The organism is Bradyrhizobium sp. A5 (assembly GCF_042076515.1).
Lineage (GTDB): Bacteria > Pseudomonadota > Alphaproteobacteria > Rhizobiales > Xanthobacteraceae > Bradyrhizobium > Bradyrhizobium cosmicum.
In genome coordinates, this window is sequence record NZ_CP148990.1 from 4,235,965 (window position 1) to 4,261,463 (window position 25,499).

Here is a 25,499-nt window from a genome sequence, read left to right on the forward strand (position 1 = left end):
CCCGCCAAAAACGACCGGTTGCCGTAAGCGCGACCGGGACAACAAGGGATGAACGGCCGAGTGGCAAGTTCCGGGGAGACGCGTCGCAGCGCGAGCGAGGTGCTGCGCGTCGAAAGGCTGACCGTGCAGTATGGCGCGCTTGTCGCCCTGCGCGACGTGAGCTGGTCGGTCCATGGCGACGAGATCCTCGGCATCATCGGTCCGAACGGCGCCGGCAAGAGCAGCTGTTTTGCCGCCGTCACAAACGCCGTCAGCCATCGCGGCCGCACCTTCCTCGACAGCAACGACGTCTCCGCGCTTCGGACATTCGACCTCGCCGGCCGCGGTCTGCGCCGTACTTTCCAGCAGAATTCGTTCTTCGGCGAGCTGACCGTCCTGCAGAACGCGGTCTCGGCCATCTTCCGCGATTTCTCGACCAGTCTCGCGACATCGCTGTTTGCGCCGTGGCGCGAGGCAACCACACGCCGCGCCGCCGAGATAGCGGCCGCTCAACTGCTCGACTTCTTCGGCATCGCGCGCCAGTACCACGACCAGCTTCCCGGCGACATTCCTTATGGCGTACAGCGCCTGCTCTCCGTTGCCCTCGCCTACGGAACCGGCCCAAAAGTGCTGCTGCTGGATGAACCCGCCGCGGGTCTGAGTGGCGGCGACATGAAGAAACTCGCCGACGTCCTGATCGGCCTGCGCAAGCGCAACCTCGCTCTCGTCGTCATCGAGCATCACATGGACCTGATCATGTCGATCGCCGACCGCATCGTGATGATCGACCAGGGTGCAATGCTGGCGACGGGAACGCCGGCCGACATCCAGCGTGATCCCCTGGTCCGCGAAGCCTATCTGGGGCGCGACGAATGAGCGGCGTGCTCCAGAGCGACAACCTCTCGGTACGCTACGCTGGCAACGTTGCAGTATCAGGCGTCAATCTCAGCGTGCCCGCAGGGCGGATGGTCGGCCTCGTCGGCGCCAACGGCGCCGGCAAGACCACACTCGTCAACGCGCTCGCCGGCTGGTCACGCGGCCGCGCTGTCGTCACCGGCAGCGTGCAACTCGAAGGACGCAGCATCGAGAAGCTTGCCGCCCACGACCGGGTGGCACGCGGCCTCACGCTGGTGCCGGAAGGCAAGAACATCTTTGCCGAGCTGACCGTCGATGAGAATTTGACGCTGGTACGGCCCCCCACGGACACCACCGGCCGGCATCTCTTCACCGTTCCCGAGGTCTTCGAATTCTTCCCCCGCCTTGCGGAGCGCCGCTCGCACAGGGGCGCAGCGCTCTCCGGCGGCGAACGCCAGATGCTCGCGGTTGGACGCGCCTTGCTCGCCGGCCCGCGCGTTCTGATGCTCGATGAGCCATCCGCGGGCCTTGCGCCCCGTCTGATCACGGATCTGCTGTCCCGGATCCGCCTGCTGGTCGATCGCGGCCTTCCGGTGCTGCTGGTCGAGCAGAACGTGAAGGCGGCGCTGAAAGTGGTTGACCATCTCTGTCTGCTCGAACGCGGCAAGATCGTCGGTGAAGGCCCCGCCGAATTGATGGCCGCCGATCACCGCATCATCGAGGCCTATCTCGGCACCATCGCGGATGGAACGCCGGCATGAATATTGCGCAGCAAATCATCAACGGCATCGTGCTCGGCTCCGGTTATGCCTGCATTGCGCTGGGCTGGACCATTCTGCTCGGCGTTGCGCGCCTCGTGAACTTTGCCCACGGCCAGCTCTATATGCTCGGCGCGTTCGTCACCTGGTACGCCATCGTCAAGGTGGGCCTGCCCTACCCGCTCGCCATCCTCGTGGCCATCGTCGTGCTTGGCGCCATCGGCCTCCTCTTACAGAGCGCGATGATGCGGCTGGTCATGACGCAGAACCTGACCAGCCTGATGATCGTGACGCTCGGCCTTGGCTACGTCCTGCAGGGCGGCAGCGCGCTCATCTTCGGCGGCAATCCGCAGACGCTGCCCGGCACACTGGCGCGCGCCAAGGTGGACATCGGCCCGCTCTGGTTCACCTGGCAGGATGTGCTGGTGCTGGTCGTTACGCTGCTGCTCTACGGCGCAGTCTGGCTGTTCACGCAGCGTACCCGGTTCGGCTCGGTCATCCGCGCCGTGGCCGAGGACCCAAAGCTCTCGGAACTGTTCGGCATCAACGCAAAATTTGTTTACCTCGGCGTCTTCGTGTTCGAATGCGCGGCGGTCGCGCTCGGCGCCGCGCTGGTAGCGCCCCGCTCGCCGATCCTGACCAGCATGGGCTTCAACGAGGTCATCATGACTTTCGTCGTGGTCGTGCTCGGCGGCATCGGCTCGATCGGCGGGGCGCTCGCGGCCGGCCTCGGGCTTGGGCTGTTCACGGCCTTCTTCGGCGCGTTCGTGGCGCCAGCCTATACGACGGCAGCGGCCTTTGCGTTGTTGCTCGCGCTGCTCGTGATCCGTCCCGCGGGGCTTGCGACCAAATGACCGCGATCGAGTCTCCACGCCCCGCCTCGATCCCGTACCTGCGCTACGCCGCAGTCGTGGCCTTCGTGGTGATCGGCTTCTTCCTGCCGCGCCTGCTCGGCGGCACCTCGGTCGCCTATTGGACCCTGACCACGATCGCGATCTTCGCCGTGATGTGTTACGGCGCGGACATCGTGCTGTCCTATCTCGGCGAGGTCAGCCTCGGGCATACGGTATTCTGGGCCATCGGCGGCTATGCGGCGGCGAACCTCTCGGTCAAATACGCCCTGAACGGCTGGGTCACGGCGGCCGCCACGATCGCGCTATGCCTTGCGGCGGCGGCCTTCCTCGGCGCCGTCACACTGCGGACCCGCGAGTTCGTGTTCTCGCTCGTGACCTATGCTGCTGCGGTCGTCGCCTACGAGATCGCGTTCAACTGGGACGCCGTCGGCGGCTCCGACGGCATCGTCGGCATTCCGCCGCTGAAGCTCCCCATGCTCGTCACCAATTTCTCCGGCGCGATGCAGGAAGACCTCTGGCCGGTCGCCTTCGTCCTTCTGCTTCTGACGCTCGCCTTCATCGCGCGCTTCCGCCGCTCGCGCCTCGGCACCACCGCGCTGATGGTGCAGATGAACCCGGCGCTGGCCGCGAGCCTTGGCGTCGATCCGCGCCGGATCAGGCTCGCGGTGTTCGTGATCTCCGCGCCCATCACCGGGCTTGCCGGCTGGCTCTACGCCTATCAGCGCGCCTATGTCGGCCCCGACATGTTCGAGTCCTACTTCCTCGTCATGATGCTCACCGCCATCGTGCTGGTCGGGCGCCGCATCCTGCTCGGCCCCTTGATCGGCACCGCCCTGCTGATCGCGCAGCAGAACCTGCTGTCGCTCGGCGGCGACTGGAACAAGATCGTGCTGGGATCGGTGCTGGCGCTGGTCCTGATCTTCTGGCCTGCGGGGCTCGTGGGCCTGTACCGACGTATCACCAGGAAAACATGAAACACATTGGGAGGACGCGCATGCACAAGACGAAACTCGCTCTCGCGCTGCTGTTGGGGCTCGCATCCGTGCCGGCGATGGCGCAGGACATCAAGGTCGGCACCATCTTTCCGCTCAGCGGCGGCGCCGGCCCCGACGGCCAGACCGTGACCAACGCGGTCAAGCTGATGGTCCAGCAGATCAACGACAAAGGCGGCCTGCTCGGCCGCAAGCTGACCGTGATCTCCAAGGACGATGAAAGCACGCCCGCGGTGGGCGTCAGCCGCGCCAACGAGATGATTGCCGAAAAGGCCGACGTCGTGATCGAGGGCTGGAATTCGCCGGTCACGCTGGCGATGCAGCCGATCCTCGCGCGCGGCGGCGTCCTCGATATCACCGCCGTCTCGAAGTCGGACCTGATCCTCAGCGGCGAAACCAACCCTTACGCGATGCGCATCAACAGCTCGAACGGCTTCGACGCGGAGGTGATTGCCAGATACGTCGTCCAGACCATGAAAGCGAAGAAGGTCGCCTTCCTCACCCAGAACGACGTCTACGGCAACGGTTTTCAGACCGCGGTCGAGGCCGAGTTCAAGAAGCTGAACTTTTCGGGCCAGGTCGTCATGACCGAGAAATTCGCATTCAAGGACACCGATTTCCGGGTTCAGCTCACCAATCTGAAGGGCACCGACGCCGACGCCATCATCGTCACCAACTCCTCGAACTCGTCCGGCCTGCCGGCGATGGTCGACCAGTATCGCCAGGCCGGCATCAAATCGACCTTCGTCGGCGCTGTCGGCATCATGCTCAGCACGGTGTTCAAGGTCGCCGGCGATGCCAACAACGGCGTGATCTCGGCCGATATTTTCTTCCCCGATCTGCCGCCGTTCACGACCCAACCGGAGAGCACCTCCTTCGTCGCGGCCTACACCAAAGCCTATGGCGCCCCGCCCGACAAGAGCGCGGCGCTTGGTGCCGCGGCCGTACAAGTCTGGGCACAAGCGGTTGAATCGACCAAGTCGCTCGACCGCAAGACCGTGGCGGAAGCGATCCGCGGCAAGCCGGTCAAGGGTACCGTGTTCGGCGACGTCCAGTTCCTGCCGAACGGGCAGATGCAGCCGCGCTATGTCGTATTCAAGGTGGTCGATGGCAAGAACGCCAAGCTCGAGGCGCTGCAGTAAGCGCGACACGCGAGAGTCTGGGAGCGCCCGCCTGGTCGTCAGGCGGGCGTCTTCGTCCCTGCCACCTATTCGCAGGTGAGCTGCTGCTCGAACCAGCCGGACAGCCGCTCCGACAGCGGCGGCCACATCCGCTGAAAGCTTCCAAGCTTGCCGGCATTGGCGCGGTACATGGCCCGCAATTCCTGCTCGATCGCCGGAAGGTCAACGCCAACACAGGCCCCGTCCCGCGCGACGGTCTTGCCGGCGACGACGACCTCCTTCACCAGGGATGCATTCCCGCGCGCGAACAGCAGGGCCATGGGGTCGACCGGCATGATCCGGTCGCGGTCGAGCCGGTCCAGATCGATCACGACGTAGTCGGCCGGAGTGCCGGGACTGAGCTCGCCGCTTCCAGGTGCGCCAGTCGCGCGGCGGCCATTGCGGATCGCAAGCGCGAACAACTCAGCCGGCGTCCATGTCGCCTTGAAGCCGAGGCCGCCATGGACCATCTGCACCAGCCGCATCTCGCGCAGGATGTCGTCGTCCTCGTCGAGCGCCAGCCCGTCGACGCCGACGGCGATGGCGCAGCCGCATTTATGCGCGGCGGCGATCGGAGCAAGCCCGGAACGCAGATGCATGTTCGAGCTGAAATTGGTGACGATGCGCGCACCGGAGGCCGCGATCACCTCCAGTTCGTCTGGCCGGGCGTGGATGCAGTGGGCCAGCGTCAGCCGCTCCGAGAGGAAGCCGATGTCGCGCAGCCAGCGCACCATGTCCGGAAAGTTCCGGTCGGCCCATGCGCGCTGGTACACGGTCTCCAGGAGATGCATGTGGATGCGGCGGCCGGTTCGCGCCGAGTTCTCCGCGATCGCTTCCAACAAAGGCTTCGAGCACCATTGCACCCCGGCTGGCCCGAGTTGCACATCCACCATTGGACCGGCGATGGCGGCGGCAATGGCGTCGGTCAGCTCGATATACGCCGTCGGCGATATCGGTGCGCGGACGAACAGGTCTTCGATCGTCTTGCGATCGTCGCTGGCGAGTTCTGCGAGAATCGGTTCGGCGTCCCCGTAGACGATCGGATTCTGGTCGCGCACGGCAAGCGCAAAGGCCATGCGGATACCGACGTCTGACGCGGCCCTGGCAATCGCCGTGGCCTCGTCGAGCAAGGGCATGGTCCCGCTCGGGCGGGTGTAGTGCACCATCATGGCCGCGCAGCCCGCTTTGGCGGAACGCGCCAGTGCGGAGGCCGCGGTCAGGTAAGGATCGACCGGCGTGCCGAGTATGGTCCGCAATATCCAGCTTTCCAGCGGCATGCCGACCGCGCCAAAGGACGACGCGGTGGCGCGGGCGTGGTCATGGGCGTTGACCAAGGCGGGAATGACGAAGGAGCGAGGCCCAGGTCCCGCTCCTCCCGAGATGTCGGTGATGACGCCGCCATCGTGCCGCAGCACGACATTGTCGCTGATGCCGCAATCAGGGCCACGGAACAGGCTGGTTGCCGAAATCTCCGTGGCCATGACGATCTCCCCCAATCAATTGGCGGTATACACCAACTCCCGCTCCGCGCGCGGCGGCAGGAACTCGCGCGAGAACACCTCTGCCGGCGTCGGCGCGCGGGCGAGCTGATAGCCCTCGACCACGATGCCGATGGCGCGCGCCATGCGGTCGTCCTTGATGTCGCCGATGCCGATCTCCTTCATCTCCGGCGAGACGATCAGCTTGTCGAAGGAATATTGCAGCCTGCGCTTCTCGACCGCGACGTCGATCAGATTGTCGTAGTTCAGCGCGGCCTTCATGCCGGCATTCTGGTCCTTGGCCACCGCGATCGCGCCCTTGTTGATGGCGCGCACCAGGCCGGCCACCGCCTTCGGGTTGGACGCGATCAGCTTCTTCGAGACCATTACGCCGTTGGAATAGAGATCGAGACCGTAATCACCGAACGAGAACCATTTGAAATCCTTGTCCGGGTCCTGGCGATTGAGCACGAGATTGAAATAGCTGGTGATGTTGAAGACGAGGGCCGCATCGATGTCGCCCTTGATCAGCATCGGCTCTTGCAGGTTCGGGGCCATGTTGGAGATCTTGATCTTCTCGCCATCGAGTCCGTTCTTGCGGGTGAACACCGGCAGGAGGCGCGTCGTCGGCGTGCCCTGCGCACCGCCGAGCGTGTGGCCTTCGAAATCCTTGATGGTGTTGATGCCGCTGGTCTTCTTGGCGACGATCGCGAACGGCGGCTGGTTCCACATCATGTAGACCATGACCGGCGCGTCCTGCGGCTTGGTCGAGGCGTTCTGAATGATGGCGTTGACGTCGCCGAAGCCGGCGTCGTAGGCGCCCGACATGACGCGCGTGACGGTAGCGCCGGAGCCTTCGCCCTGGTCGATGACGACGTTGAGGCCTTCCTCCTTGAAGAAGCCGTTGTCCTTGGCATAGAAGAACGCGGCGTCGCTGCCTTGCGTCTTCCAGCCCAGCGTGAACTTGATCGTGGTTTCCTGGGCCGTTGCGACGCCCGCGGACAAGGCCAATCCCAGCAGTGCGGCAGTAACGTTTCTCAACATCGAGACCTCCTCAAGCTTCGTTGCGTGATGGTTCAAGAATTCAGGTGGCAATCACGTCGTTCTTGCGCGTGGCCCAGCCGGTCACCCGCCCCTCGATCAGCGAGAACACGGCGTAGAGCGCGACGCCGAGGCCGGCGAGCACGAACAGACCGGCGAACACCAGCGGCACGTTGAAATTCGACGACGCGGTCATCATAACGTTGCCGATGCCGCGGTTGGAGGCGACGGTCTCCGACAGCACGGCGCCGACAAAGGCGTAGGAGATCGCGACCTTCAGCGAGGCGAAGAAGAACGGCATCGTTCGGGGCAGGCCGACGTTCCAGAGGATATCGAACTTGCTGGCGCCGAGCGCCTTCAGCACGTCCTCGAGCTCCGGCTCGGTGGTCGCAAGGCCCGTCGCGATGTTGACGACGATCGGGAAGAAGCAGATCGAGAGGGCAGTCAGCACGGCCGGCACCGTACCCGAGCCGAACCACAGCACGAAGATCGGCACTACCGCGACCTTCGGGATCGACGAGAAGCCGATCAGCAGCGGATAGCAGGTGTCATAGGCGGTCTTGGAGACGCCAATGATCGCGCCGAGCGCCACGCCGAGCGCAACACCGAGCACGAAACCGAACATGGTGGTCCCGAGCGTTTGCAGGATGTGCGGCCACAGCACCGGGAAGCGCTGGAACAGCGTCACGAACACCTGCGACGGCCGCGGCAGCACCAGATCGGACATGCCCGTCATCAGGCAGAACAATTCCCAGCCGACGAAGAACAGCACGATCAGTCCGGCGGACCACGCCTTCTGCCTGAGATCGATCCCGAACATCAGCCTGTCCCCTGCTGGGCCGCGCTGCGCGCGTCCTCGATGAAGGTGCGCAGCTTCTGGTTCAATGCGACGAAATCCGGCTCGAAGGTCACGGCGACGGTGCGCGGCCGGGAGAACTCCACGCGGCTGTCGTCGAGGATGCGGCCGGGACGTGCGCTCATCACGCAGATACGGCTCGCCAGGAAGCCGGCCTCGCGCAGATCGTGCGTCACCAGCAGCACCGTCGGCTTGTGCGTCATCCAGAGGTTTTGGAGGATCGACCACAGTTCCTCGCGGGTGAACTGGTCGAGCGCGCCGAAGGGCTCGTCGAGCAGCAGCATGCGCGGCTCGTGGATCAGCGCGCGACAGAGATTGGCTCGCTGGAGCATGCCGCCGGACAACTGCCACGGATAGCGAGTGCCAAACCCTTTGAGACCGACCTGCTCCAGCAGCGCGTTGGCCTTGTCGCGGAATTCGGTCTTGCACAGCTTGCGGAAGCTCGAACGGAACGGCTCGACGATCTTGAGCGGCAGCATAATGTTCCGCTCGATCGTCATCCACGGCAGCATGGTCGGGTTCTGGAACGCCATGCCGACCCGCAACGCTCGCGCCGCGACCTCCCGGCCACCGACGATGACGACGCCGCTGGTCGGCTGCACCAGGCCGCTGACGAGACGCAGGATAGTCGATTTGCCGCATCCGGACGGACCGACCAATGCGACAAACTCGCCGTCGGCGATCCGCAAGCTGGTTGTCGACAGCGCGGGCACGGCACGGTCGCCGCGCCCGAAGGTCACGGAGGCCTCGGACAGCTCGATGGCAACAGGGCTGGAGCCTTCGGGCACGGGCTGGCCGTCGAACTGGGCGTTAGGTTGCATGCGCATCACAGCCAAAGTGCATGCAAGCTGGATGCCAGCCTGCGAGACGCGAGAAATCAAGGACCTCGCCGGACGCCCGGCCAAATGGCCGGATTCGATTTAGGCAATGCAGGCGCCAAACTGCATGCAATTGGAGCGCGGGATTGCTGCGGCGCTGTGTTAAAGAGAGGCCTCGCCCCTCCCCTCAAGGATTCGCCGATGGCGGCGCGCCCCACCAGCAAGACTTCTGAATCATCGGACAAGGTCAGCGTGATCTGTCGCGCGCTCAGGCGCGCGATCATCGAGCAGGCGCTCGAGCCCGGCGCAAAGCTGCCCGAGGATTCGCTCGGCGAACGGTTCGGCGTCAGCCGCACGATTGCACGCCACGCGCTGGGGCAACTCGCCGCGGAAGGGCTGGTCGAATTGCGCCGCAACCGGATCGCGGTGGTGGCGACGCCGAGCTGGCAGGAAGCGCGCGACGCCTTCGATATCCGCATCGAGCTCGAACGTCTCGTGGTCCGCCAGCTCGCAGGCAAGCTAACCAAGGCCCAGATCGCCGAGCTGAACGCCCATGTCGATGCCGAGGATCGCGCGCGCGGCGGCACGGACGCCGTCTCGATCCGGCTTGCCACCGAATTCCACATTCTGCTCGCGCACATGACGAACAGCCCGATCCTGGTGCGCTATGTCAGCGAGGTCGCGTATCGCTGCTGCCTGACGCTGTCGCTGTACAGCCGGCCGCATTCCACGGAATGCGCGATCAACGAGCATCGCGCCATCATCGCCGCGCTGGCCAAGGGCGACGAGGCCAAGGTGATGGAATTGATGCATCATCACCTCGATTCCGTGGCCAATCGCGCGCTGGTCGCCCCTACCCCGCAGCGCGGCCGCGATCTGCTCGATATCCTCGCGCCGTATGCCGACGAGGTGACGAGCGACCGCGTCGTCAAGCTGCCCAAGGTCGCAAGACGACGTTAGGCCTCAATCCCGCGCTGAACCAGAATCCGCTCGGCGCTGTCGTTCCAGACGTCCATCTTCACGATCCGCCCGCCCCTGACGACGAAGCGATCGACATAGCGATTGCCCTCGAACGGCGCGCCGTCCATCCACTCGCCATAGAGAGTGCCGACGCTGTAGACGACGGTCTCGTCCGCGCCCGGGCAGACGTCGAAGCGGTCCATCTTCTTCTTGACCCAGCGGTAGCGCTTCGCGTTGAGCCGGTCGGGCCACGCGGATGATCGAACTCGCGCCCGCCGGTAAAGGTGATCACGGTGCCCGGCTTCATATAGGCCGCAGCGGCGTCGGGATCGGGTATCATCGAGGCCGTCAGATAGGCTTCGACAATCTCGGCGTCGGTCATCGGGCGGTCGGCTTTTGCGGGGGCGGACATAGGCGGGTTCTCCGGGGTCTCGACAGTATACAATTCGTACTTCAAACTGCATGCACGTTTTTTGAACAATTTGATGTCAGAACTGCACACAATCTGGAGCTGCCCTCACCTAGCGCTTCCGCTAGGCTAGCACAGCTGAATTCGATGCAATGACCACTCAGACCGCCTTCGACCAGATCTTCCGTAACGCGCTGTTGCGATCATCCGCCACACCCGTCGATATCGGCGTGAAGGGCGGCCGCATCGCCGCGATCGAGCCACAGCTCGCCTGCGAGGCCGTCGAGGTCGATCTCAGCGGGCGTCTGGCCCTGCCCGGCTTCGTCGACACCCACATCCATCTCGACAAGGCCTGCCTGCTCGGCCGCTGCGGGCACAATCACGGCAGCGTCTCGGAAGCGATCCGTGCCGTCGCCGGGATGAAGAAGGATTTTACGGTCGAGGACGTCTATGCGCGCGGCGCGAAAGTGCTCGAACGCGCCATCGTGCACGGCACGACGCGCATGCGCACGCATGTCGAGATCGACCCGCGCATCGGCCTGCGCGGCTACGAGGCGGTCAAGGCGCTGAAGCGCGACCATGCCTGGGCCATCGACCTCTCGCTCTGCGTCTTCCCGCAGGAAGGGCTGACAAACGATCCCGGAGCTGAGGAGCTCCTGGTCCAGGCACTGCGCGACGGCGGCGAGTCGATCGGCGGCTGTCCCTATATGGACTCCGACCCGAACGCCCACCTCGAACGCATCTTCGACCTCGCCCAGGAATTCGACGTCGACGTCGATCTCCATCTCGATTTCGATCTCGATCCGTCCTGGTGGCACCTCGACGAGGTCTGCCGGCAGACCGAGCGGCGCAGCTATCAGGGGCGCGTCGCAATCGGCCATGTCACGAAGCTCTCGGCGCTGCCACCGGAGCGCTTGAAAGCGGCCACCGCGCAGCTCGCAAATGCCGGCGTCGCCGTCACCGTGCTGCCCGCGACCGACCTTTATCTGATGGGGCGCGAGGCCACCCACAATGCACCGCGCGGATTGACGCTCGCACACAAGCTCGTCGACAACGGCGTACTGTGCTCCGTCGCCACCAACAACGTGCTCAACCCCTTCACCCCGTTCGGTGACGCTTCGCTGCTGCGAATGGCGAACTTCTATGCCAATGTCGCGCACGCCTCGGTCAGCGACTTCGACACCTGCCTCGATCTCGTGACCGACCTGCCGGCGCGGCTGATGAACCTTGGCGATTATGGCATCAAGGTCGGCAACCCCGCCGATCTCATCGTGCTCGATACGAAGGACAGCCGCTTCGCCATCGCCGAGCTGCCGGATGTCGTGATGGGGTTCAAGAATGGCCGGCAGACATTTGAACGGCCGCGCCCGACGCTGTTTTCATCGCGGAGCTGAACGGCGACAAACGGAGGAACCGGATGGCCTTCGACACAATCTTCCTCAATGCACGCTTCGACGGCGGGTCCCGGCATCACATCGCGGTCAAGGATGGGCGCATCGCCGCGATCATGCCCGTTGACCAGCCCCCGACCGGCGCTGCGGCGATCGACTTCAATCATGCCCTCGTCGTCCCCGGCTTCGTCGAGGGCCATATCCATCTCGACACCAGTTTCTATGGCGATGCCTGGCGTCCGCACAAGCCGTGTACCAACGGGTTCGACGTGCACGAGCGCGTCGCCTTCCAGGCGCAGAACATGGCCAAGGCTGCGCCGATGGACGTGCGGGCGCGCAGCCAGCTCGATCTCTGCATCGGACATGGCACCACGCAGATGCGCAGCCATGTCATGGTGGATGGCTCGGTCGGGCTGAAATCGATCGAGACGATCCTGCGCGTGCGCGAGGAATACCGAGACCTGATCGACATCCAGCTCGTCGCCTTTCCCCAGAGCGGCATTCTGGCGAGCCCCGGCACGCCCCAATTGCTGGATGAGGCCATCGGGCTCGGCGCCAACCTCGTCGGCGGGCTCGATCCCGCGAGCTTTGACCGCGATGTCGAGAAGCACCTCGACGTCGTGTTCGGCGTGGCCGAAAAGCATGGCGTCGATGTCGACATCCATCTGCACGACATGGGCACCCTCGGCGCCTTCGAGATCGAGCAGATCGCGGCGCGCACGCGCGCGCTCGGCATGGAAGGCCGTGTTGCCATTAGCCACGCCTACGGGCTCGGCGATATTCCGGCAGATTACCTCAAGAAGATGGCGGAGGTTCTTGCCCGCTCGGGCGTCGCAATCATGACCAATGCGCCGGGGGCGCGGCCGTTTCCACCGGTTCTCGCCCTGCGCAACGCCGGCGTCACCGTCTTCAGCGGCAATGACAACATCCGCGATTCCTGGTGGCCCTATGGCGACGGCGACATGCTGCGCCGGGCAACCACGCTCGGCTATCGCTCCGGCTTCAACATCGACGAAGAACTGCGCGTCGCATTTGACCTCGTCACCGCATCAGGCGCCAAGGCGCTGCGTCTCGAAGGTTACGGCCTGCGTGTCGGCGCCAAGGCCGACTTCGTGACGCTGAATGCGGCCCATATCCCCGAGGCCGTCGTCGCGGTGCCGCAGGGGCGCTCCGTGTACAAGGAGGGGAAACTTGTCGCCGTAAACGGCCAGGTTGTCGGCAAACACGCCTGACCGTTCAATCGTACCGTCGAACCTCCCCAAAACTCCAAGTCCGGTAGAATCCCGGACCGTAGCCCAACGCGTTGCAGCAAGGATCAGGTAATCTTACTAAGACCTTGCACTGACCATCTGCGTTCACCGGGAGTTTGGTTATGTTCAGCGCATTCAACAGTATCGATTATCATTCCATCCGGGCCAGCACGCCAGCCGAGACCGCCGTCAAGCGCCTGAATGGAATCGGCGAAGTCCTGTCAGGCCTCGACATCACGGCAATCCACACACAGGACGAGATGGCACGCGCGCTGTGGACGCTGGATACCGCCGACAAATGCGTTCGCCTGATCCTGACCGAGTTCCGCAGCGAGCGGACGACGGACATCGTGCGCAAGGCCAACAGCCTGATCGATCTGATCGAGGCCGCCCGCGACGAAGTCTCGGGCTATCGCGGCGGCAGCAGGGTCCTGAGCTGAATGGGCCCCCGGCGTCAGCGCTTGATCTTCGCGAGGATCCTGTCCGCCTCGGTGCGCCAATCGGCGCTGCGGGCGAACTCCTTCGTGCCCCTGGTGCCGAACAGGCCCTCGTCGGCGAGATCGGCCACCCAAGCCTGACGTTCGGCCGTGCCCTGCGCCGACCATGGCGTCAGCCCCGCCTCCCGTACGGTCTCCGCGACTTCGCGCACCTCTTCGGCACGGCGACGGCCGTGCTCGATCACGCGCTGGAAGAAATAGGCGCCCTGCTTCTCCCAATTGATGCTCGGGAAGGTTTCCGTGAGCGACGCCAGCACCGCATCCTCGACGCCATAAGCGCGCGCGGTGGTGAAGCTTTCGATGACCATGGCCTCCAGTCCCTTGATCATGATGCTCCGGCACATCTTTACGGCCGACGACACCCCGAGCTTGTCGCTGGCAACCTTCGCCGCAAAACCGATCGCGTTCAGTAACGGCTCCAGCTCTTTCGCGCCGGGGCCGCCGAGCAGCAGCGGCACCTTGATGCGATACGGCGGCACCGAGGTCATCACCGCGCCCTCGACATAACGCCCCGCGGCGCCATCGATCAGCGCCGCGGCGCGCTGCTTGGCGCCGGGAGAGGCCGAGTTGAAATCGAGGAACCATGTGCCCTGGTTGATCGCGGCCGCGCAGGCCTTTGCGACCGGAACGGCCTGGCTCGCCGTGACCGCAGAGATGATGAAATCGGATCTCGCGGTCAGCTCGGCATGAGAGGATGCCAGTGCCACTCCGAACTTGGCGGCATGCTCCCTGGGCGCCGCGCCGTGCTCGCCTCCGAGCTTGATGTCGTAAGCAACAACCTTGATGTCCTGCTGGCGCAAATCCTCGGCCAGAATCCGGCCAACTTCGCCATAGCCAACCAGCCCGATCTTCCAGCGTTTGGGATCACCCGCCATCAGTTCAGTCCTCGCGTCGTTTCATCGAACAGCTCCTCGACCGCATAGCGGCGCGGGATCAGCACCTGCTGGAATGCGTAATCGACAATCAGCTCGAGCGGCTTCCTGTTCGCCTCGATGCCGAAGGGAACGAGGTCCGGCGTTACGGCGGGGCCAGCCTGCGCCTTGTTCCGCTTGAGGAGATCGTAGACGCCAGCGACCACGTCGGGTCGCGATCTTGCAAGCTGCTCGGTCACGACCACGAGATGATTGACTGGCACGACACCGCGGCGGACATACCATTTGGCGGCTTCCGCGGCGGGATCAGGAAAAAGCGGCTTCAGCTTGGGGTCGTTCGAGGTCTCGCCGAGGACCGCATCGAGTTCACCGTCGAGCAGCATCTGCAGGACCTTCTTGTCCTTTGGTGCTCGCTCGGTGGTATCGACATATTCGGCGACGTGCGGATCTTCAAAGGTGACCCAGCGGATCCTGTCGAGGTTGACGCCATAGTCGTTGGCGAGGATGCCCCTGATCCACGCCCCCGTCGTCGTGGTGAAGGAGCGGATGCCGACGCGCTTGCCTTCGAGATCGGACGGCCCGAGCTCCCCCTGCACAGGATTGTAGAGCGCGTAAGCATGCTGGAAGCGGCCGAGCATCGTCGCCGGCAGCAGCACCAGCGGCTTGCCATGCGCCTTGGCCATCAGATAGGTGACGATCGCCATCTCGCAGACGTCAAAGGCCTGCTCGCGAACCATCGGCTTGAACGCCGTGTTGGTCGGCGCGTACTCGATGAAGTCGAAGTCGAACAGGTCGGAGCGGAGCTCCCCATTTTTCACCGCCTGGACATGGGGGTGACTGCCGAGCACAGCCTTCAGCCTGAGACGATCCATCAGTCCGCTCCGGTTCTCTTCAGACGTCCTCGGGATTGTCGACGTAGACGAGCCCCGCTTTCGCCAGCGCTTCGCGCATGCTGTACATGTCGAGACCGAGCTCGCCCGAGGCGAGCCGCTTGCGCTTGCCGCCCTCGTCTGCGCTTCGCTTCTTCGCCTTCTCGGCGACTTCGGCGGCATAACGCTTCGGCACCACGACGACGCCATCGTCATCGGCCACGACGATGTCACCGGGATCGACATTGACACCGGCGCAAACCACGGGGACGTTGACCGAGCCGAGCGTCGCCTTCACCGTGCCCTTGGCCGAGACAGCGCGCGACCACACCGGAAACTTCATCTCGTGCAGCGCTTTGACGTCGCGGCAGCCGGCGTCGATGATCAGCCCCCGCACGCCGCGCGCCTGGAGCGAAGTTGCGAGCAACTCCCCGAACATGCCGTCGGTATTGTCGGTGGTGCAGCCGACGACGAGGATGTCGCCCTTCCTGCATTGCTCGGCCGCGACATGGATCATCCAGTTGTCTCCGGGCTGCGCCAGCACGGTGACGGCCGGACCGGCAATCGACGCACCCGCCCAGACCGGGCGCAGATACGGTTTCATCAGGCCGATACGGCCGTAGGCCTCGTGCACTGTCGAGACGCCATACTCCGACATGCTGGCGGGATCGGCTCGGTCAATATTGCGAACGACGACGGGCTTCATGCCAGCTCCTCCGCAACCGTCGGGAACAGGCGCTGATAGGCCTCGCCATAGGTCATGGGCACGCCGGTGTTGCGGCTGCCCTGGATGCCGCGGTTGAGTGCCACGCGCTCGTAATAGCCCCAAAGATGCTTCTGTGCGGCGAGGATCTGGAACGCCTCGTACTTCTCCTTCCAGACCTCGTCGATCTTGAGCAGCAGATCAGGCTTGTAATTGCACTGCTCGGGCTGGTGCGGCTCGAACAGAAATACCGGAGGCGCGGAGTATTTGTATTGCGCGCCGGGCTTATGGCCCATCGCCTGCGCGACCACGCGGGTCTCCTGCGCGAAATGCGCGGCGTTCGGGTGGTCGAAATTATAGGGATCTTCCAGCGCATGGGTCAGCACGAAGCTCGGATTGAGCTCGCGGTAGATGTCGACCATACGGTCGAAATGCGCCTCGGTGAGCTTGAGCGGATAGTCGCCGCAGTCGAAGAACTCGATCTGGGCGCCGAGCAGCTTTGCCGCTCGTTCCGCCTCGTCCTTGCGGCCGGCCTTCACCGATGCCAGCGTCGCGCCCTTTTCCTTCCAGGCGAACTGGCTCTCGCCGCGCTCGCCGAAGGACATGCAGACGATCTTCATGCGATAGCCCTTCTTCGCATGCAGCGCGATGGCGCCGCCGGCGCGCCAGACGAAATCGCCCGGATGGGCGGTGACGACAAGGCCTGTTTTCATGGGACTGCCCCCCTCTTTGGTTGATAAGCAACTTATCGATCACGCCACCGTCATGGGTCGAACCCAAAAAGCCGCGCGGGATTGCCGACGAGGATCTTCTGCTGGAGTTCCGGCTCCGGCGCGAACTGCGGGATCAGATCAACGAGGTCACCGTCATTCGGCATCATTTTGACGTTGGGATGCGGCCAGTCGGTACCCCAGATGACGCGGTCTGCTGCGGTCTCGACGATCTTTCGCGCGAACGGCACCGCGTCGGCGAACGGCGGACCGCTAGAGGACACCCGCTCCGAGCCGCAGATCTTGACCCAGCATTTTTCGTCGCGCTGCATCAGTTCGATCAGGATCCTGAACGGCAATTGATCGAGCCCTTCGGCCGCCTTCACCCGCCCCATATGGTCGATGGTGTAGCTCAGCGGCAGCCTGGCCAGCATGTCGGCATAGTCGGGCAGGTCGATCGCGTCGAAATGCAGGTCGATGTGCCAGCCGAGCGGCGCGACCATGGCGATGACACGGTTGAACACGGCCTTGTCGGGGACGCCGCCGAGATGGCGGACGAAATTGAAGCGGCAGCCGCGGAAACCGCCCTCATGCAGCGCGCGAAGCCCGCGTTCGGTGATGGTGTCGTCGATATTGGCGACCGCGCGATAGGCGCCGTTGCTCTGCGCGATGGCGTCAAGCGCCACCGTGTTGTCGATACCGTGCACGCTGGCATTGACGATGACGGCACGCTCCACTCCGAGCTTGGCATGCAGCGCGCGGAAATCCTCGAGCGGTGCGTCCGGCGGCGTGTAGGACCGATCCGGCGCGTAAGGGTACTTCGCGCCGGGCCCGAAGATGTGGCAATGCGCGTCGCAAGACAGTTTTGGCAGCTTGAACTTCGGCGTGCGCGTGTTCGGATCGGGCGGTGGAATGGTCGGCGTGTACATCATCGTCATCAGGTGAACCGCCGAACGAGAACGCTTCTTTCAAGTCTTGCTGCTGACGACCGGCCGCCGCCGCGCCGGGGCGGCCTGATCCAGCGCGGGCGCCTGGAACGCAGCAACGGTCGCCTGCACCAATTGCTCGATGGCGCTGGCAGCATCGCTGCCGTCAGCCTCGCCGCGCGACAGGCGCGAGACGCGGTCCGGCGTCACCAGCGAGTAATAGAGCGCGCCGAGCAGGAAGTGACTGCGCCAGACGATATCGGTGCGTGGAATGTGCGGCAGGCTGTCGTGCACCGCATCGATGAACGCATGGCTGGTGTCGTCAAAGGTCTGCGCGATGATTTTTCGCGTAACTTCGTTGCCCTCGGCCGACATCACGGCGCGCAGCCGCGTGAAGCGCGCGCCGCCGCCGGCAAGATCACTGCCCGAGGTGAAGGCCGGCACTACATAGGCCCGCACGATCGCCTCCAGCCGGTCCTGGAGATCACGCACGCGCCTGGCGGCGGCGAGCAGCTCGGAACGGCGCAGGTTCATCGGCCCGCAATGACGCCGGTAGATCTCCAGCAGCAGGCCGTCCTTGGTCTTGAAATGATAGGTGACGCTGCCGGGATTGGCGCCTGCGGCCTGCGCGATGTCGCGCACCGAAACGGCATTGAATCCGTTGGTGGCGAACAGCTCCTCGGCCGCGACGAGGATCGCCTCGCGCATGTTCGGCTTGCGGGCCGTTTCCTTGCTGGTGGGCTTGCGTGCCATCTAATTTGTACTATCGTACAAAAGATCAGGTCCCGTCAACAAAAACCGCGGGCCGCGTCTGGACCACCCGAAAGACCGACGGCAGGGATGCGAACGCCCGCAAGGAGTGCTGGACTATGCTGGGTTTGAACAAGACGATCGGCCGCTTGATGCTGGGTGCCGGCCTGCTGCTGGCGGGGAGCACCGCGCAGGCCGCTGACACCTATCCGAGCAAGCCGGTTCATATCCTCGTGCCCTACGCCGCCGGCGGCGCGGTCGACGTGCTCGCACGCACGCTGAGCCAGGCGCTGGCGAAGACATGGGGCCAGCAGCCGGTGGTCGATAACCGGCCCGGCGCGGGCGGAATCGTCGCCTCGCAGGCGCTGGCGCAGGCGGCCCCCGACGGCTACACGCTGATCCTGGTCGCGAGCGGCCATCCGCTCAACCAGTTCATCTATCCGAGCGTGCCCTACGACACCTTCAAGGATTTCACCGCGATCAGCGAAGTCGCATCCTCGCCGCTCGCGATCGTCGTTGCCAAGGACAGCCCCTACAAGACGCTCGGCGATCTCCTAGCCGCCGCAAAGAAGGACCCGGACAAGCTCTCCTACGGCATGTCCGGCAACGGCACCTCGGCGCATCTCGCCGGCGAGCTGCTCAAATACATGTCGGGCACCAAGATCGTCGCAATCCCCTACAAGGGCGGTGCGCCGGCGCTGACAGCCGTCATCGCCGGCGAGATCCCGCTCAGCATCAATCCACTTGCGGAGGCGATCGGCCAGCTCGAAGGCGGCCCGGTGCGCGCGCTCGCGGTGACCTCCGCCGAGCGCTCCAAGGCGCTGCCGAATGTCCCCACCGTCGCCGAGTCCGGCGTATCAGGCTATGATGTCTCGGTCTGGTGGGGTGTCCTTGGCCCGGCCAGGATGCCGCCGGAGATCGTGGCGAAGCTCGAGACCGATTTGAAGGCGGCGTTGCAGGACCCGAACGTGCTGTCGACGCTCGGCAAGATTGGCGCCGCTCCGGTCGGCTCCTCCGCCAAGGATTTCGACGCCTATATGCGTGCCGAGGCGACCAAATGGGAGCCGGTGCTGAAGGCCGCTGACATCCGCGCGCAGTGAGGAAGTCGCCGATCGCGGTGACGATATCAGCGACACGCTACAGCCTGACCTGGGCTCGGTAACCGAAGTCGAGCGCGCGACGCGGCTGCTGCACAAGCTGCTCGTGACGCTCGAACCTGCGAACGATTGGCATTCGCTGACATCGCTGCGCCGGGCACTGATTCCGTTTGCTGCAAATCAACGCAACAACATGGATAAAGCGTCATTTGTCTTCGGCGTCACGCTGAGCGACCAAAGCTGCGGATTGCAGGAGACCGGGAATGAACAAGCATTTGTTGTTGACACTCCATCGCTGGGTCACGCTCGTCTTTGCGCTTCCGCTGATCGCGATCATAGCGACCGGCCTCATCCTGTCGTTTGAACCCCTGGCGCAAATCAGCGCCGTTGGTGGTCCGCCGATCGCCTCCACGCGCATCGTCGACCTGGTCAAACGATATGACCCGGACGGCAAGGCTCGCGGGCTTTCGATCAATGCCGCCGCGCAGCGGATGACATTGCAAGGCGCGGGAGCGCCGGCGATCGATTTCGCCACCGGCGAACCCGCGATCACCAGTTTCAGCCTCTCCGATCTCTTCGTATGGGCGCGCGGCACACATGAGCGGCTGCTCGGCCAGGCATGGCTCGTCACGAGTTCGACCGTCGCCATGGTCATCCTGATTGTGCTTGGCATTTTCATGGGACTGCCGCGGCTGCGCAACACGCTGTCCGGATGGCACAAGGGGACTGCCTGGTTCGCATTGCCGCTGATCCTCTTGAGCCCGCTCACCGGCCTGTGCCTCGCTTTCGGCCTGACATTCCAGAGCGCGTCCGCTCCCGGCGGTGGCGGCCGTCCACTCCCACTGCCCGAGGCGGTTGGCACTGTCGCAGCCTCCCATGATTTGTCGCACGTCATCTCGATCGGCGTGCGCGGCGGGCGCATGATGGCTCGGATCTACGAAGGCGGCGAGTTGCGCGCCTATGCCGTCAGTTCGTCAGGCGTCACGCCGTTGCCGCGCAACTGGCCGCGCCTGATTCATGAAGGAAACTGGTCGGCCTTGATCGCCTCGCCTCTCAATGTGGTGACGTCGATCGCGTTGCTCACCCTGCTCTCGACCGGCCTGCTGATCTGGGCGCGGCGAAGGCTGCGCAAACCGCGATCGCGTACGGACAGACGAACGAACGCCACCGTCGCGAAGGCTGCCTGACTGCATCAGCTTCATTCCAGCCGCCGCCGGATGCGGAGCAGATCCCTTTAGTGCAACCGTCGCCGATCTACGCTATTTCTTGGCAATGACTCGACGTACCGGCAGCGCCGATCTTCCTCTCCACACCGGGCGGGTTCCGCCGTGGCTTGCGACGCGCATGTCGTCGCTCGGAGCGATCGTGACCCAGGCGATCGTCCATCACTACGGGCGCGATGCGTTCCTCCAGCGGCTGTCCCATCCGTTCTGGTTCCAATCGTTCGGCGCCGTGATGGGGATGGATTGGCACTCCTCGGGGATCACCACCTCGGTGATCGGCGCGCTGAAGCGCGGGCTCGGCCCGCTCCAGGACGAGCTCGGCATTTATGTCTGCGGCGGCCGCGGCCAGCATTCGCGCAAGACGCCGGACGAGCTGATGCAACTCGGCGAGCGTGTCGGCTTCGACGGCGCAAAACTCACGCGCGCCAGCCGCCTGGTGGCCAAGGTCGACAGTGCCGCGGTCCAGGACGGTTTCGACCTTTACCTGCACGGCTTCTTCGTCACTGCGGACGCCAAATGGACCGTGGTGCAGCAGGGCATGAACGGCGACAAGCGGCAGGCCCGCCGCTATCACTGGCATTCCGAGGCGCTGAAGAGCTTTGTCGATACGCCGCACAGCGCGATCGACGGACCGCAGCAGGGCGAGATCGTCAATCTCACCGACCATCGTGCCCGTGTCTCGCGCAGCGCGCAACTCGAGCTGCTGAGCGATCTCGGCCCCGATCGCATCCTCTCCGAATTCGAACGGCTCACCGGCACGGCGTCCGAGCCGGCGCAGGCGATGCTGCCGCACCTGATCATGCCCGCGCATCACGACGTCAGGCCGAAGGACGTGTTCGCGCGGCGCCTGCACGGCACGCTGGCGGCCGCCGCCGAGCGCGGCCCGGTCGACTTCCCGGAGCTGCTGCTGACGCCGGGTGTCGGCGCGCGCACCGTGCGCTCGCTCGCGATGGTCGCCGAGGTGGTGCACGGCGCGCCCTATCGCTTCGACGATCCCGCGCGCTTCTCGCTCGCCCATGGCGGCAAGGACCGGCATCCCTACCCCGTCCCGATCAAGGTCTATGACGAGACCATTCGCGTGCTGAAGGGCGCGATCCAGAACGCGAAGCTCGGACGCGACGAGGAGACGCAGGCGATCAAGCGTCTAGACGATCAGGCGCGTCGGCTGGAGCGCACTGCCAGTGGTCCGTCGCTGGAGTCGTTCATCGCAGCTGAACGTGCCGCATCGCCTGAGCTCGACGGCCGGTCCGTGTTCGGCTGGGAACGCGACGTCGTGGCGAAGAAGCTGACCGGCTCTTGATCCCTATCCGCGTCCCGGCGCACGCGGCGCGGTCTTGCGCTGCTGCTGGCTGGTGTAGGCGTCCCAATGACTCCAGCTGCCGTCGCTGAGGCTCCGCAAGTCGGTCGTGAGCGGACGCCGCGTGCGCTTGTCGTGGTCCGCAATCACGCGCTCCGACTGCGCGATCTTGCGCTTGAGGTCCGCGATCGTCTTCTGGGTCTGGCCCGTCCGCTTGGAGGACGCGATCTCGCCCATCGTGAAGCGCGCGGTCTCGAGCGCCTTCAACTCGGCGCGGTTCTTCTTCAACTGGACCCGGTGCCAGGCGATATTGCTGTCGCTGTCCGCAACCATCTGGGAACTCCGCTGATTCGCTCCCGCAGTGTAGCGCGCGCCGAATCGGCGCCGCAACGCCCGTGCGGCGGCGAAACTACGGTCTTATGACGCGAGAATTCCGCGCTTAGCGCTCGGCAAAGGCCTTTTCGACCACGAACTGAGCCGGCTCGCCGTGATTGCCCTCGACAAAGCCCCGCTCGCCCAGAAGCGTGCGGGTGTCGGCAACGAGCGCCGGGCTGCCGCAGATCATGACGCGGTCGTGGGCGGCTTCCAGCGCCGGCAGGCCGATATCGGCGAACAGCTTGCCGGAGGTGATGAGGTCGGTGATGCGGCCGCGGTTGCGGAAGGGATCGCGGGTCACGGTCGGATAATAGATCAGCTGGGCACGGATATAGTCGCCGAGCATCTCGTCGTTCGGCAGATGCTCGGTGATCATCTCGCCGTAGGCGAGTTCCTTCACATGCCGGCAGCCGTGCAGCAGCACGACCTTCTCGAACCGCTCGTAGGTTTCGGGATCTTTGATCACGCTCAGGAACGGCGCCAGGCCTGTGCCGGTGCCGATGAGGTAGAGGTTGCGGCCCTCTTCCAGATTGTCGATCACCAGCGTGCCGGTGGCCTTGCGGCTGACGATGATTTCGTCGCCTTCCTTCAGGTGCTGGAGCCGCGAGGTCAGCGGGCCGTCCGGCACCTTGATCGAGAAGAATTCGAGGGTGTCCTCGTAATTGGCGCTGGCGACGCTGTAGGCCCGCAGCAGCGGCTTCTCGCCGACCTTGAGCCCAATCATGGTGAACTCGCCGTTGCGGAAGCGGAAGGTCGGGCTGCGGGTGGTCTTGAACGAGAACAGCGTGTCGGTCCAGTGGTGGACGCTCAAAACGCTTTCCTGGTTGAAATTGCTCATCTCACCCTTCCGTGTCGCTTCCAGTGCGGTTCGAGGCGGTCAGCCATGCGTCGTTTGTACACGATCATTCGTATACTAATGAATAATCCCGCTTGCTCCCGCGGTCAAGGCTGCCCAAGATCGCGAGCGTTGCAGTTAAGGACAAGGACCCCTTCCATGGCGCATGACGCACCCCACGCCACCGGACCCTCGAAACTCGTGATCCGGAACATCGGTCTGATCCTCTCCGGAGCGCTGGAAAAGCCGATCCTGGACGGCGACACCATCGTCGCCGAGAACGGCAAGATCACCGCGATCGGCCGCCACAAGGACCTCAACACCGAAGGCGCGACTACCATTGTCGATGCCAATGGCACGACGGTGACTCCCGGCCTGATCGACAGCCATGTCCACCCCGTCGCGGGCGACTGGACGCCACGGCAGAACCAGATCGGCTGGATCGACAGCTCGCTTCATGGCGGTATCACCACCATGATCTCGGCGGGCGAAGTGCACATGCCCGGCCGCCCCCGCGACGTCGTGGGGTTGAAGGCGATGGCGATCTTCGCCCAGCGCGCGTTCTGGACCTTGCGCCCGGGCGGCGTGAAGGTTCACGCCGGTGCACCCGTCATCGAATGCGAGATGGTCGAGGAAGACTTCAAGGAATTGGCAGCCGCCGGCGTCAAGCTGCTCGGCGAGGTCGGCCTCGGTGGCGTGAAGGACGGACCTACTGCACGAAAAATGGTCGGCTGGGCGCGCAAATATGGCATCCAGAGCACGATCCACACCGGCGGCCCTTCAATCCCCGGCTCCGGCCTGATCGACAAGGACGTGGTGCTGGAGGCCGACACCGATGTGGTCGGCCACATCAACGGCGGCCACACCGCCCTTCCCGACGACCAGATCCGCTGCATCTGCGAGGGGTGCAAGCGCGGGCTCGAGATCGTTCACAACGGCAATGAGCGCTCGGCGCTCTACACGCTGCGCATCGCGCGCGAGATGGGCGACCTGCATCGCGTCATCCTCGGCACCGACGGGCCGGCCGGCTCCGGCGTGCAGCCGCTCGGCATCTTGCGCATGGTCTCAATGCTGTCCTCGATCGGCGAGCTGCCCGCCGAGATCGCGTTCTGCCTTGCCACCGGCAACACCGCGCGGATGCGGCAGCTCGACTGCGGCCTGATCGAGGTCGGCCGCTCCGCCGATTTCGTCATCATGGACAAGGCGCAGCACTCGCCCGGCAAGACCATTTTGGAGAGCGTGCAGCTCGGCGACCTCCCCGGCATCGGCATGACCATCATCGACGGCATCGTGCGCACCCAGCGCAGCCGCAACACCCCCCCCGCTGGCAGGGTGCCGGAAGTGGTGGCGAAGTGACGCAGCTTTGAGCGCATTGAACAAGTCTGCTGCCTGCTGCGTCTAACGCAGGCAGCCCTCGGGGGCGGCAGTTCATTTGCTGGACCATCGAGCGAGACATGAAAAACTCATCGCGAATAGCCGTCGGCGTTGCTGGCGCGGTAGCGGGCTATGTCTCAACCTTTGTGCTGTTCTCGCTGCTCGATTTCGGCAACCGCGCCGACCCGATCACATCGGGTCTGCTGGGGCTGTTCTTCTACTCCCCGATCGGGGCGATTGCCGGCTCGGTGCTTGCCAGCTGGCTGGTGACGCGTTCAGGCAAGGGCGCGGACAATGGGGGCGTCGCGCGCAACAGCCTGAAGTCGCTCGGTGTCGTCGTCCTGCTCTGCGCCACGGGTATCGGCATCTACATTGCCTATGCCTATGCGACCGCAACCCCCTGGCTCAATCCGAACGCCGGCAATCCCCTGCTCGTGTTCGAGGTTCGCTTTCCCGCCGGCGTTACGGTGCCGACGTCACCGCAGGGCATCACCATCGAATTGCAGACCGACCTCAACACCATGCCGGGCGACGTGACCCCCGCCGCCTTCTATCGCGACGGGGACCAGCCCGTCATCGCGGGCGAGGTCGAACTGGCGTTTCGAACCTCGCACCGGCAACTCGCCGTCAACATCCAGGACCAGCCGAGCCGAATCTATCCGATCGACTTGACCGCCCGGGCGCCGCATACGCCGGAATTCGGCACATGGCGCCGACTCGCTGATGGCAGCGAAATCCGCTACCGCGCCAAATGGCCTGGAAAGACGTAAGGGGTCAGCGCTTGTTCGCGATCTCACAACGCACATAGGCCTGGTGTTTGGCTTGTCCAACGGGACCGTTGTCCATCACCAGCCTGCCGTCCGCAGCGATGGAGATACGCGGATTGGAGCGAAACTTCTCGCCCTCGCCTTCGCAGGCAAGCTTCATCTTCCAGCCGAGCTTTCCACCGACGGTGATCTCGCTGGCGCGGCAGCGAGTCTCGTACCAATAGAGGCGGTTGCCGCCCTCGATGCTCATGCGGTTGGCGCTGTCCTGATCGCGGCAATCTCTCTTCGTTGACGCCCAGAACCCTTCATAGGGCTGCGCTGCCCAGGCGGGATTGCTACTGCCCGCCAGCGCCACGCCGAAGCTTAAAGCCATTGCAATCCGTGTCGCTGCTCTCATGCCGGA

27 protein-coding genes and 1 pseudogene are annotated in these 25,499 nt (G+C 64.6%); 14 read left to right on the forward strand and 14 right to left on the reverse strand.

All coding sequences use genetic code 11. From position 1 onward, the window contains the following. Window positions 1–60 precede the first annotated feature (60 nt). The 5 genes from WHZ77_RS20430 to WHZ77_RS20450 are packed head-to-tail and all read left to right on the forward strand — an operon-like array spanning window position 61 to window position 4,580. Window positions 61–855, forward strand: a complete 795-nt coding sequence (locus tag WHZ77_RS20430; RefSeq protein WP_375309583.1) for an ABC transporter ATP-binding protein — start codon at window positions 61–63, stop codon at window positions 853–855. After that, a complete protein-coding gene (locus WHZ77_RS20435; RefSeq protein ID WP_375309584.1) occupies window positions 852–1,595 on the forward strand; it encodes an ABC transporter ATP-binding protein in 744 nt (247 codons plus the stop codon). The genes WHZ77_RS20430 and WHZ77_RS20435 overlap by 4 nt, the downstream gene beginning before the upstream one ends. Further along, entirely contained in the window at window positions 1,592–2,446 is an 855-nt protein-coding gene (locus tag WHZ77_RS20440) for a branched-chain amino acid ABC transporter permease (RefSeq protein ID WP_375309585.1), read from the forward strand. Before WHZ77_RS20435 ends, WHZ77_RS20440 begins: the two co-directional genes overlap by 4 nt. Then, window positions 2,443–3,420 (forward strand): branched-chain amino acid ABC transporter permease, encoded by a 978-nt coding sequence (locus WHZ77_RS20445; RefSeq protein ID WP_375309586.1) that lies wholly within the window; start codon window positions 2,443–2,445, stop codon window positions 3,418–3,420. The genes WHZ77_RS20440 and WHZ77_RS20445 overlap by 4 nt, the downstream gene beginning before the upstream one ends. 20 nt (window positions 3,421–3,440) lie before the next feature. Continuing rightward, window positions 3,441–4,580, forward strand: a complete 1,140-nt coding sequence (locus tag WHZ77_RS20450; protein ID WP_375309587.1) for an ABC transporter substrate-binding protein — start codon at window positions 3,441–3,443, stop codon at window positions 4,578–4,580. 65 nt (window positions 4,581–4,645) lie between these two features. Here WHZ77_RS20450 and WHZ77_RS20455 read toward each other — a convergent pair whose 3' ends face one another. From WHZ77_RS20455 to WHZ77_RS20470, 4 genes are read right to left on the reverse strand one after another with little or no spacing between them, the layout of a single operon-like run. Continuing rightward, window positions 4,646–6,079, reverse strand: coding sequence for an amidohydrolase family protein (locus WHZ77_RS20455; RefSeq protein WP_375309588.1), 1,434 nt, complete (start codon window positions 6,077–6,079; stop codon window positions 4,646–4,648). A gap of 15 nt (window positions 6,080–6,094) precedes the next feature. Beyond that, the gene (locus tag WHZ77_RS20460; protein WP_375309589.1) at window positions 6,095–7,120 is read right to left on the reverse strand and encodes an ABC transporter substrate-binding protein; all 1,026 of its coding nucleotides are present in this window, start codon (window positions 7,118–7,120) and stop codon (window positions 6,095–6,097) included. 40 nt (window positions 7,121–7,160) lie between these two features. Continuing rightward, a complete protein-coding gene (locus WHZ77_RS20465; RefSeq protein ID WP_375309590.1) occupies window positions 7,161–7,937 on the reverse strand; it encodes an ABC transporter permease in 777 nt (258 codons plus the stop codon). Next, on the reverse strand, window positions 7,937–8,794 hold the full coding sequence (locus WHZ77_RS20470; protein ID WP_375309591.1) for an ABC transporter ATP-binding protein: 858 nt from the start codon (window positions 8,792–8,794) through the stop codon (window positions 7,937–7,939). Before WHZ77_RS20470 ends, WHZ77_RS20465 begins: the two co-directional genes overlap by 1 nt. Before the next feature lie 198 nt (window positions 8,795–8,992). On the opposite strand from WHZ77_RS20470, the gene WHZ77_RS20475 reads away from it, so the two are divergent. Then, window positions 8,993–9,751 carry a GntR family transcriptional regulator gene (locus WHZ77_RS20475; protein WP_375309592.1) on the forward strand — a complete coding sequence of 253 codons (759 nt, stop codon included), beginning with the start codon at window positions 8,993–8,995 and terminating at the stop codon, window positions 9,749–9,751. Here the strand turns inward: WHZ77_RS20475 and WHZ77_RS20480 are convergent. Then, window positions 9,748–10,163, reverse strand: a pseudogene (locus WHZ77_RS20480) (nuclear transport factor 2 family protein). The gene WHZ77_RS20475 and the pseudogene WHZ77_RS20480 sit on opposite strands and share 4 nt — an antisense overlap. Window positions 10,164–10,312: 149 nt before the next feature. Between WHZ77_RS20480 and WHZ77_RS20485 the strand changes: the two are divergent. The 3 genes from WHZ77_RS20485 (at window position 10,313) to WHZ77_RS20495 (ending at window position 13,241) form a co-directional block, all read left to right on the forward strand. Then, window positions 10,313–11,554, forward strand: coding sequence for an amidohydrolase family protein (locus WHZ77_RS20485; protein ID WP_375309593.1), 1,242 nt, complete (start codon window positions 10,313–10,315; stop codon window positions 11,552–11,554). Between the two features lie 23 nt (window positions 11,555–11,577). Next, complete coding sequence (locus WHZ77_RS20490) at window positions 11,578–12,783, forward strand: amidohydrolase family protein (RefSeq protein WP_375309594.1); 1,206 nt, start codon at window positions 11,578–11,580, stop codon at window positions 12,781–12,783. A gap of 140 nt (window positions 12,784–12,923) precedes the next feature. Beyond that, entirely contained in the window at window positions 12,924–13,241 is a 318-nt protein-coding gene (locus tag WHZ77_RS20495; protein WP_015686872.1) for a hypothetical protein, read from the forward strand. A 14-nt stretch (window positions 13,242–13,255) separates the two neighbouring features. Here WHZ77_RS20495 and WHZ77_RS20500 read toward each other — a convergent pair whose 3' ends face one another. From WHZ77_RS20500 to WHZ77_RS20525, 6 genes are read right to left on the reverse strand one after another with little or no spacing between them, the layout of a single operon-like run. Next, window positions 13,256–14,173: a DUF1932 domain-containing protein gene (locus WHZ77_RS20500; protein ID WP_375309595.1), complete on the reverse strand. Its 918-nt coding sequence runs from the start codon at window positions 14,171–14,173 to the stop codon at window positions 13,256–13,258. Then, window positions 14,173–15,042 (reverse strand): hypothetical protein, encoded by an 870-nt coding sequence (locus WHZ77_RS20505; RefSeq protein ID WP_375309596.1) that lies wholly within the window; start codon window positions 15,040–15,042, stop codon window positions 14,173–14,175. The genes WHZ77_RS20500 and WHZ77_RS20505 overlap by 1 nt, the downstream gene beginning before the upstream one ends. Window positions 15,043–15,061: 19 nt before the next feature. Next, window positions 15,062–15,745, reverse strand: coding sequence for a 4-carboxy-4-hydroxy-2-oxoadipate aldolase/oxaloacetate decarboxylase (locus tag WHZ77_RS20510; RefSeq protein WP_375309597.1), 684 nt, complete (start codon window positions 15,743–15,745; stop codon window positions 15,062–15,064). Further along, window positions 15,742–16,455, reverse strand: a complete 714-nt coding sequence (locus WHZ77_RS20515; RefSeq protein WP_375309598.1) for a PIG-L deacetylase family protein — start codon at window positions 16,453–16,455, stop codon at window positions 15,742–15,744. Before WHZ77_RS20515 ends, WHZ77_RS20510 begins: the two co-directional genes overlap by 4 nt. Before the next feature lie 50 nt (window positions 16,456–16,505). After that, window positions 16,506–17,390 carry an amidohydrolase family protein gene (locus tag WHZ77_RS20520; RefSeq protein WP_375309599.1) on the reverse strand — a complete coding sequence of 295 codons (885 nt, stop codon included), beginning with the start codon at window positions 17,388–17,390 and terminating at the stop codon, window positions 16,506–16,508. Window positions 17,391–17,420: 30 nt separating this feature from the next. After that, window positions 17,421–18,131, reverse strand: a complete 711-nt coding sequence (locus WHZ77_RS20525) for a TetR/AcrR family transcriptional regulator (RefSeq protein WP_375309600.1) — start codon at window positions 18,129–18,131, stop codon at window positions 17,421–17,423. Window positions 18,132–18,247: 116 nt separating this feature from the next. Here WHZ77_RS20525 and WHZ77_RS20530 point away from each other — a divergent pair, with 116 nt between their 5' ends. The 3 genes from WHZ77_RS20530 (at window position 18,248) to WHZ77_RS20540 (ending at window position 21,748) form a co-directional block, all read left to right on the forward strand. Then, entirely contained in the window at window positions 18,248–19,228 is a 981-nt protein-coding gene (locus WHZ77_RS20530; RefSeq protein WP_375309601.1) for a tripartite tricarboxylate transporter substrate binding protein, read from the forward strand. Window positions 19,229–19,488: 260 nt separating this feature from the next. Then, complete coding sequence (locus WHZ77_RS20535) at window positions 19,489–20,412, forward strand: PepSY domain-containing protein (protein WP_375309602.1); 924 nt, start codon at window positions 19,489–19,491, stop codon at window positions 20,410–20,412. A gap of 85 nt (window positions 20,413–20,497) precedes the next feature. Next, entirely contained in the window at window positions 20,498–21,748 is a 1,251-nt protein-coding gene (locus WHZ77_RS20540; protein ID WP_375309603.1) for a DUF763 domain-containing protein, read from the forward strand. 3 nt (window positions 21,749–21,751) lie between these two features. On the opposite strand, the gene WHZ77_RS20545 is transcribed toward WHZ77_RS20540, so the two are convergent. Further along, on the reverse strand, window positions 21,752–22,078 hold the full coding sequence (locus tag WHZ77_RS20545) for a hypothetical protein (RefSeq protein ID WP_375309604.1): 327 nt from the start codon (window positions 22,076–22,078) through the stop codon (window positions 21,752–21,754). Window positions 22,079–22,184: 106 nt separating this feature from the next. Further along, window positions 22,185–22,958, reverse strand: a complete 774-nt coding sequence (locus WHZ77_RS20550) for a ferredoxin--NADP reductase (protein ID WP_015686883.1) — start codon at window positions 22,956–22,958, stop codon at window positions 22,185–22,187. A gap of 156 nt (window positions 22,959–23,114) precedes the next feature. Here WHZ77_RS20550 and WHZ77_RS20555 point away from each other — a divergent pair, with 156 nt between their 5' ends. Beyond that, on the forward strand, window positions 23,115–24,311 hold the full coding sequence (locus tag WHZ77_RS20555) for an amidohydrolase family protein (protein WP_375309605.1): 1,197 nt from the start codon (window positions 23,115–23,117) through the stop codon (window positions 24,309–24,311). A gap of 98 nt (window positions 24,312–24,409) precedes the next feature. Continuing rightward, window positions 24,410–25,099 (forward strand): hypothetical protein, encoded by a 690-nt coding sequence (locus WHZ77_RS20560; RefSeq protein ID WP_375309606.1) that lies wholly within the window; start codon window positions 24,410–24,412, stop codon window positions 25,097–25,099. Between the two features lie 4 nt (window positions 25,100–25,103). On the opposite strand, the gene WHZ77_RS20565 is transcribed toward WHZ77_RS20560, so the two are convergent. After that, window positions 25,104–25,493, reverse strand: a complete 390-nt coding sequence (locus WHZ77_RS20565; protein ID WP_375309607.1) for a hypothetical protein — start codon at window positions 25,491–25,493, stop codon at window positions 25,104–25,106. Between the last annotated feature and the right edge of the window lie 6 nt (window positions 25,494–25,499).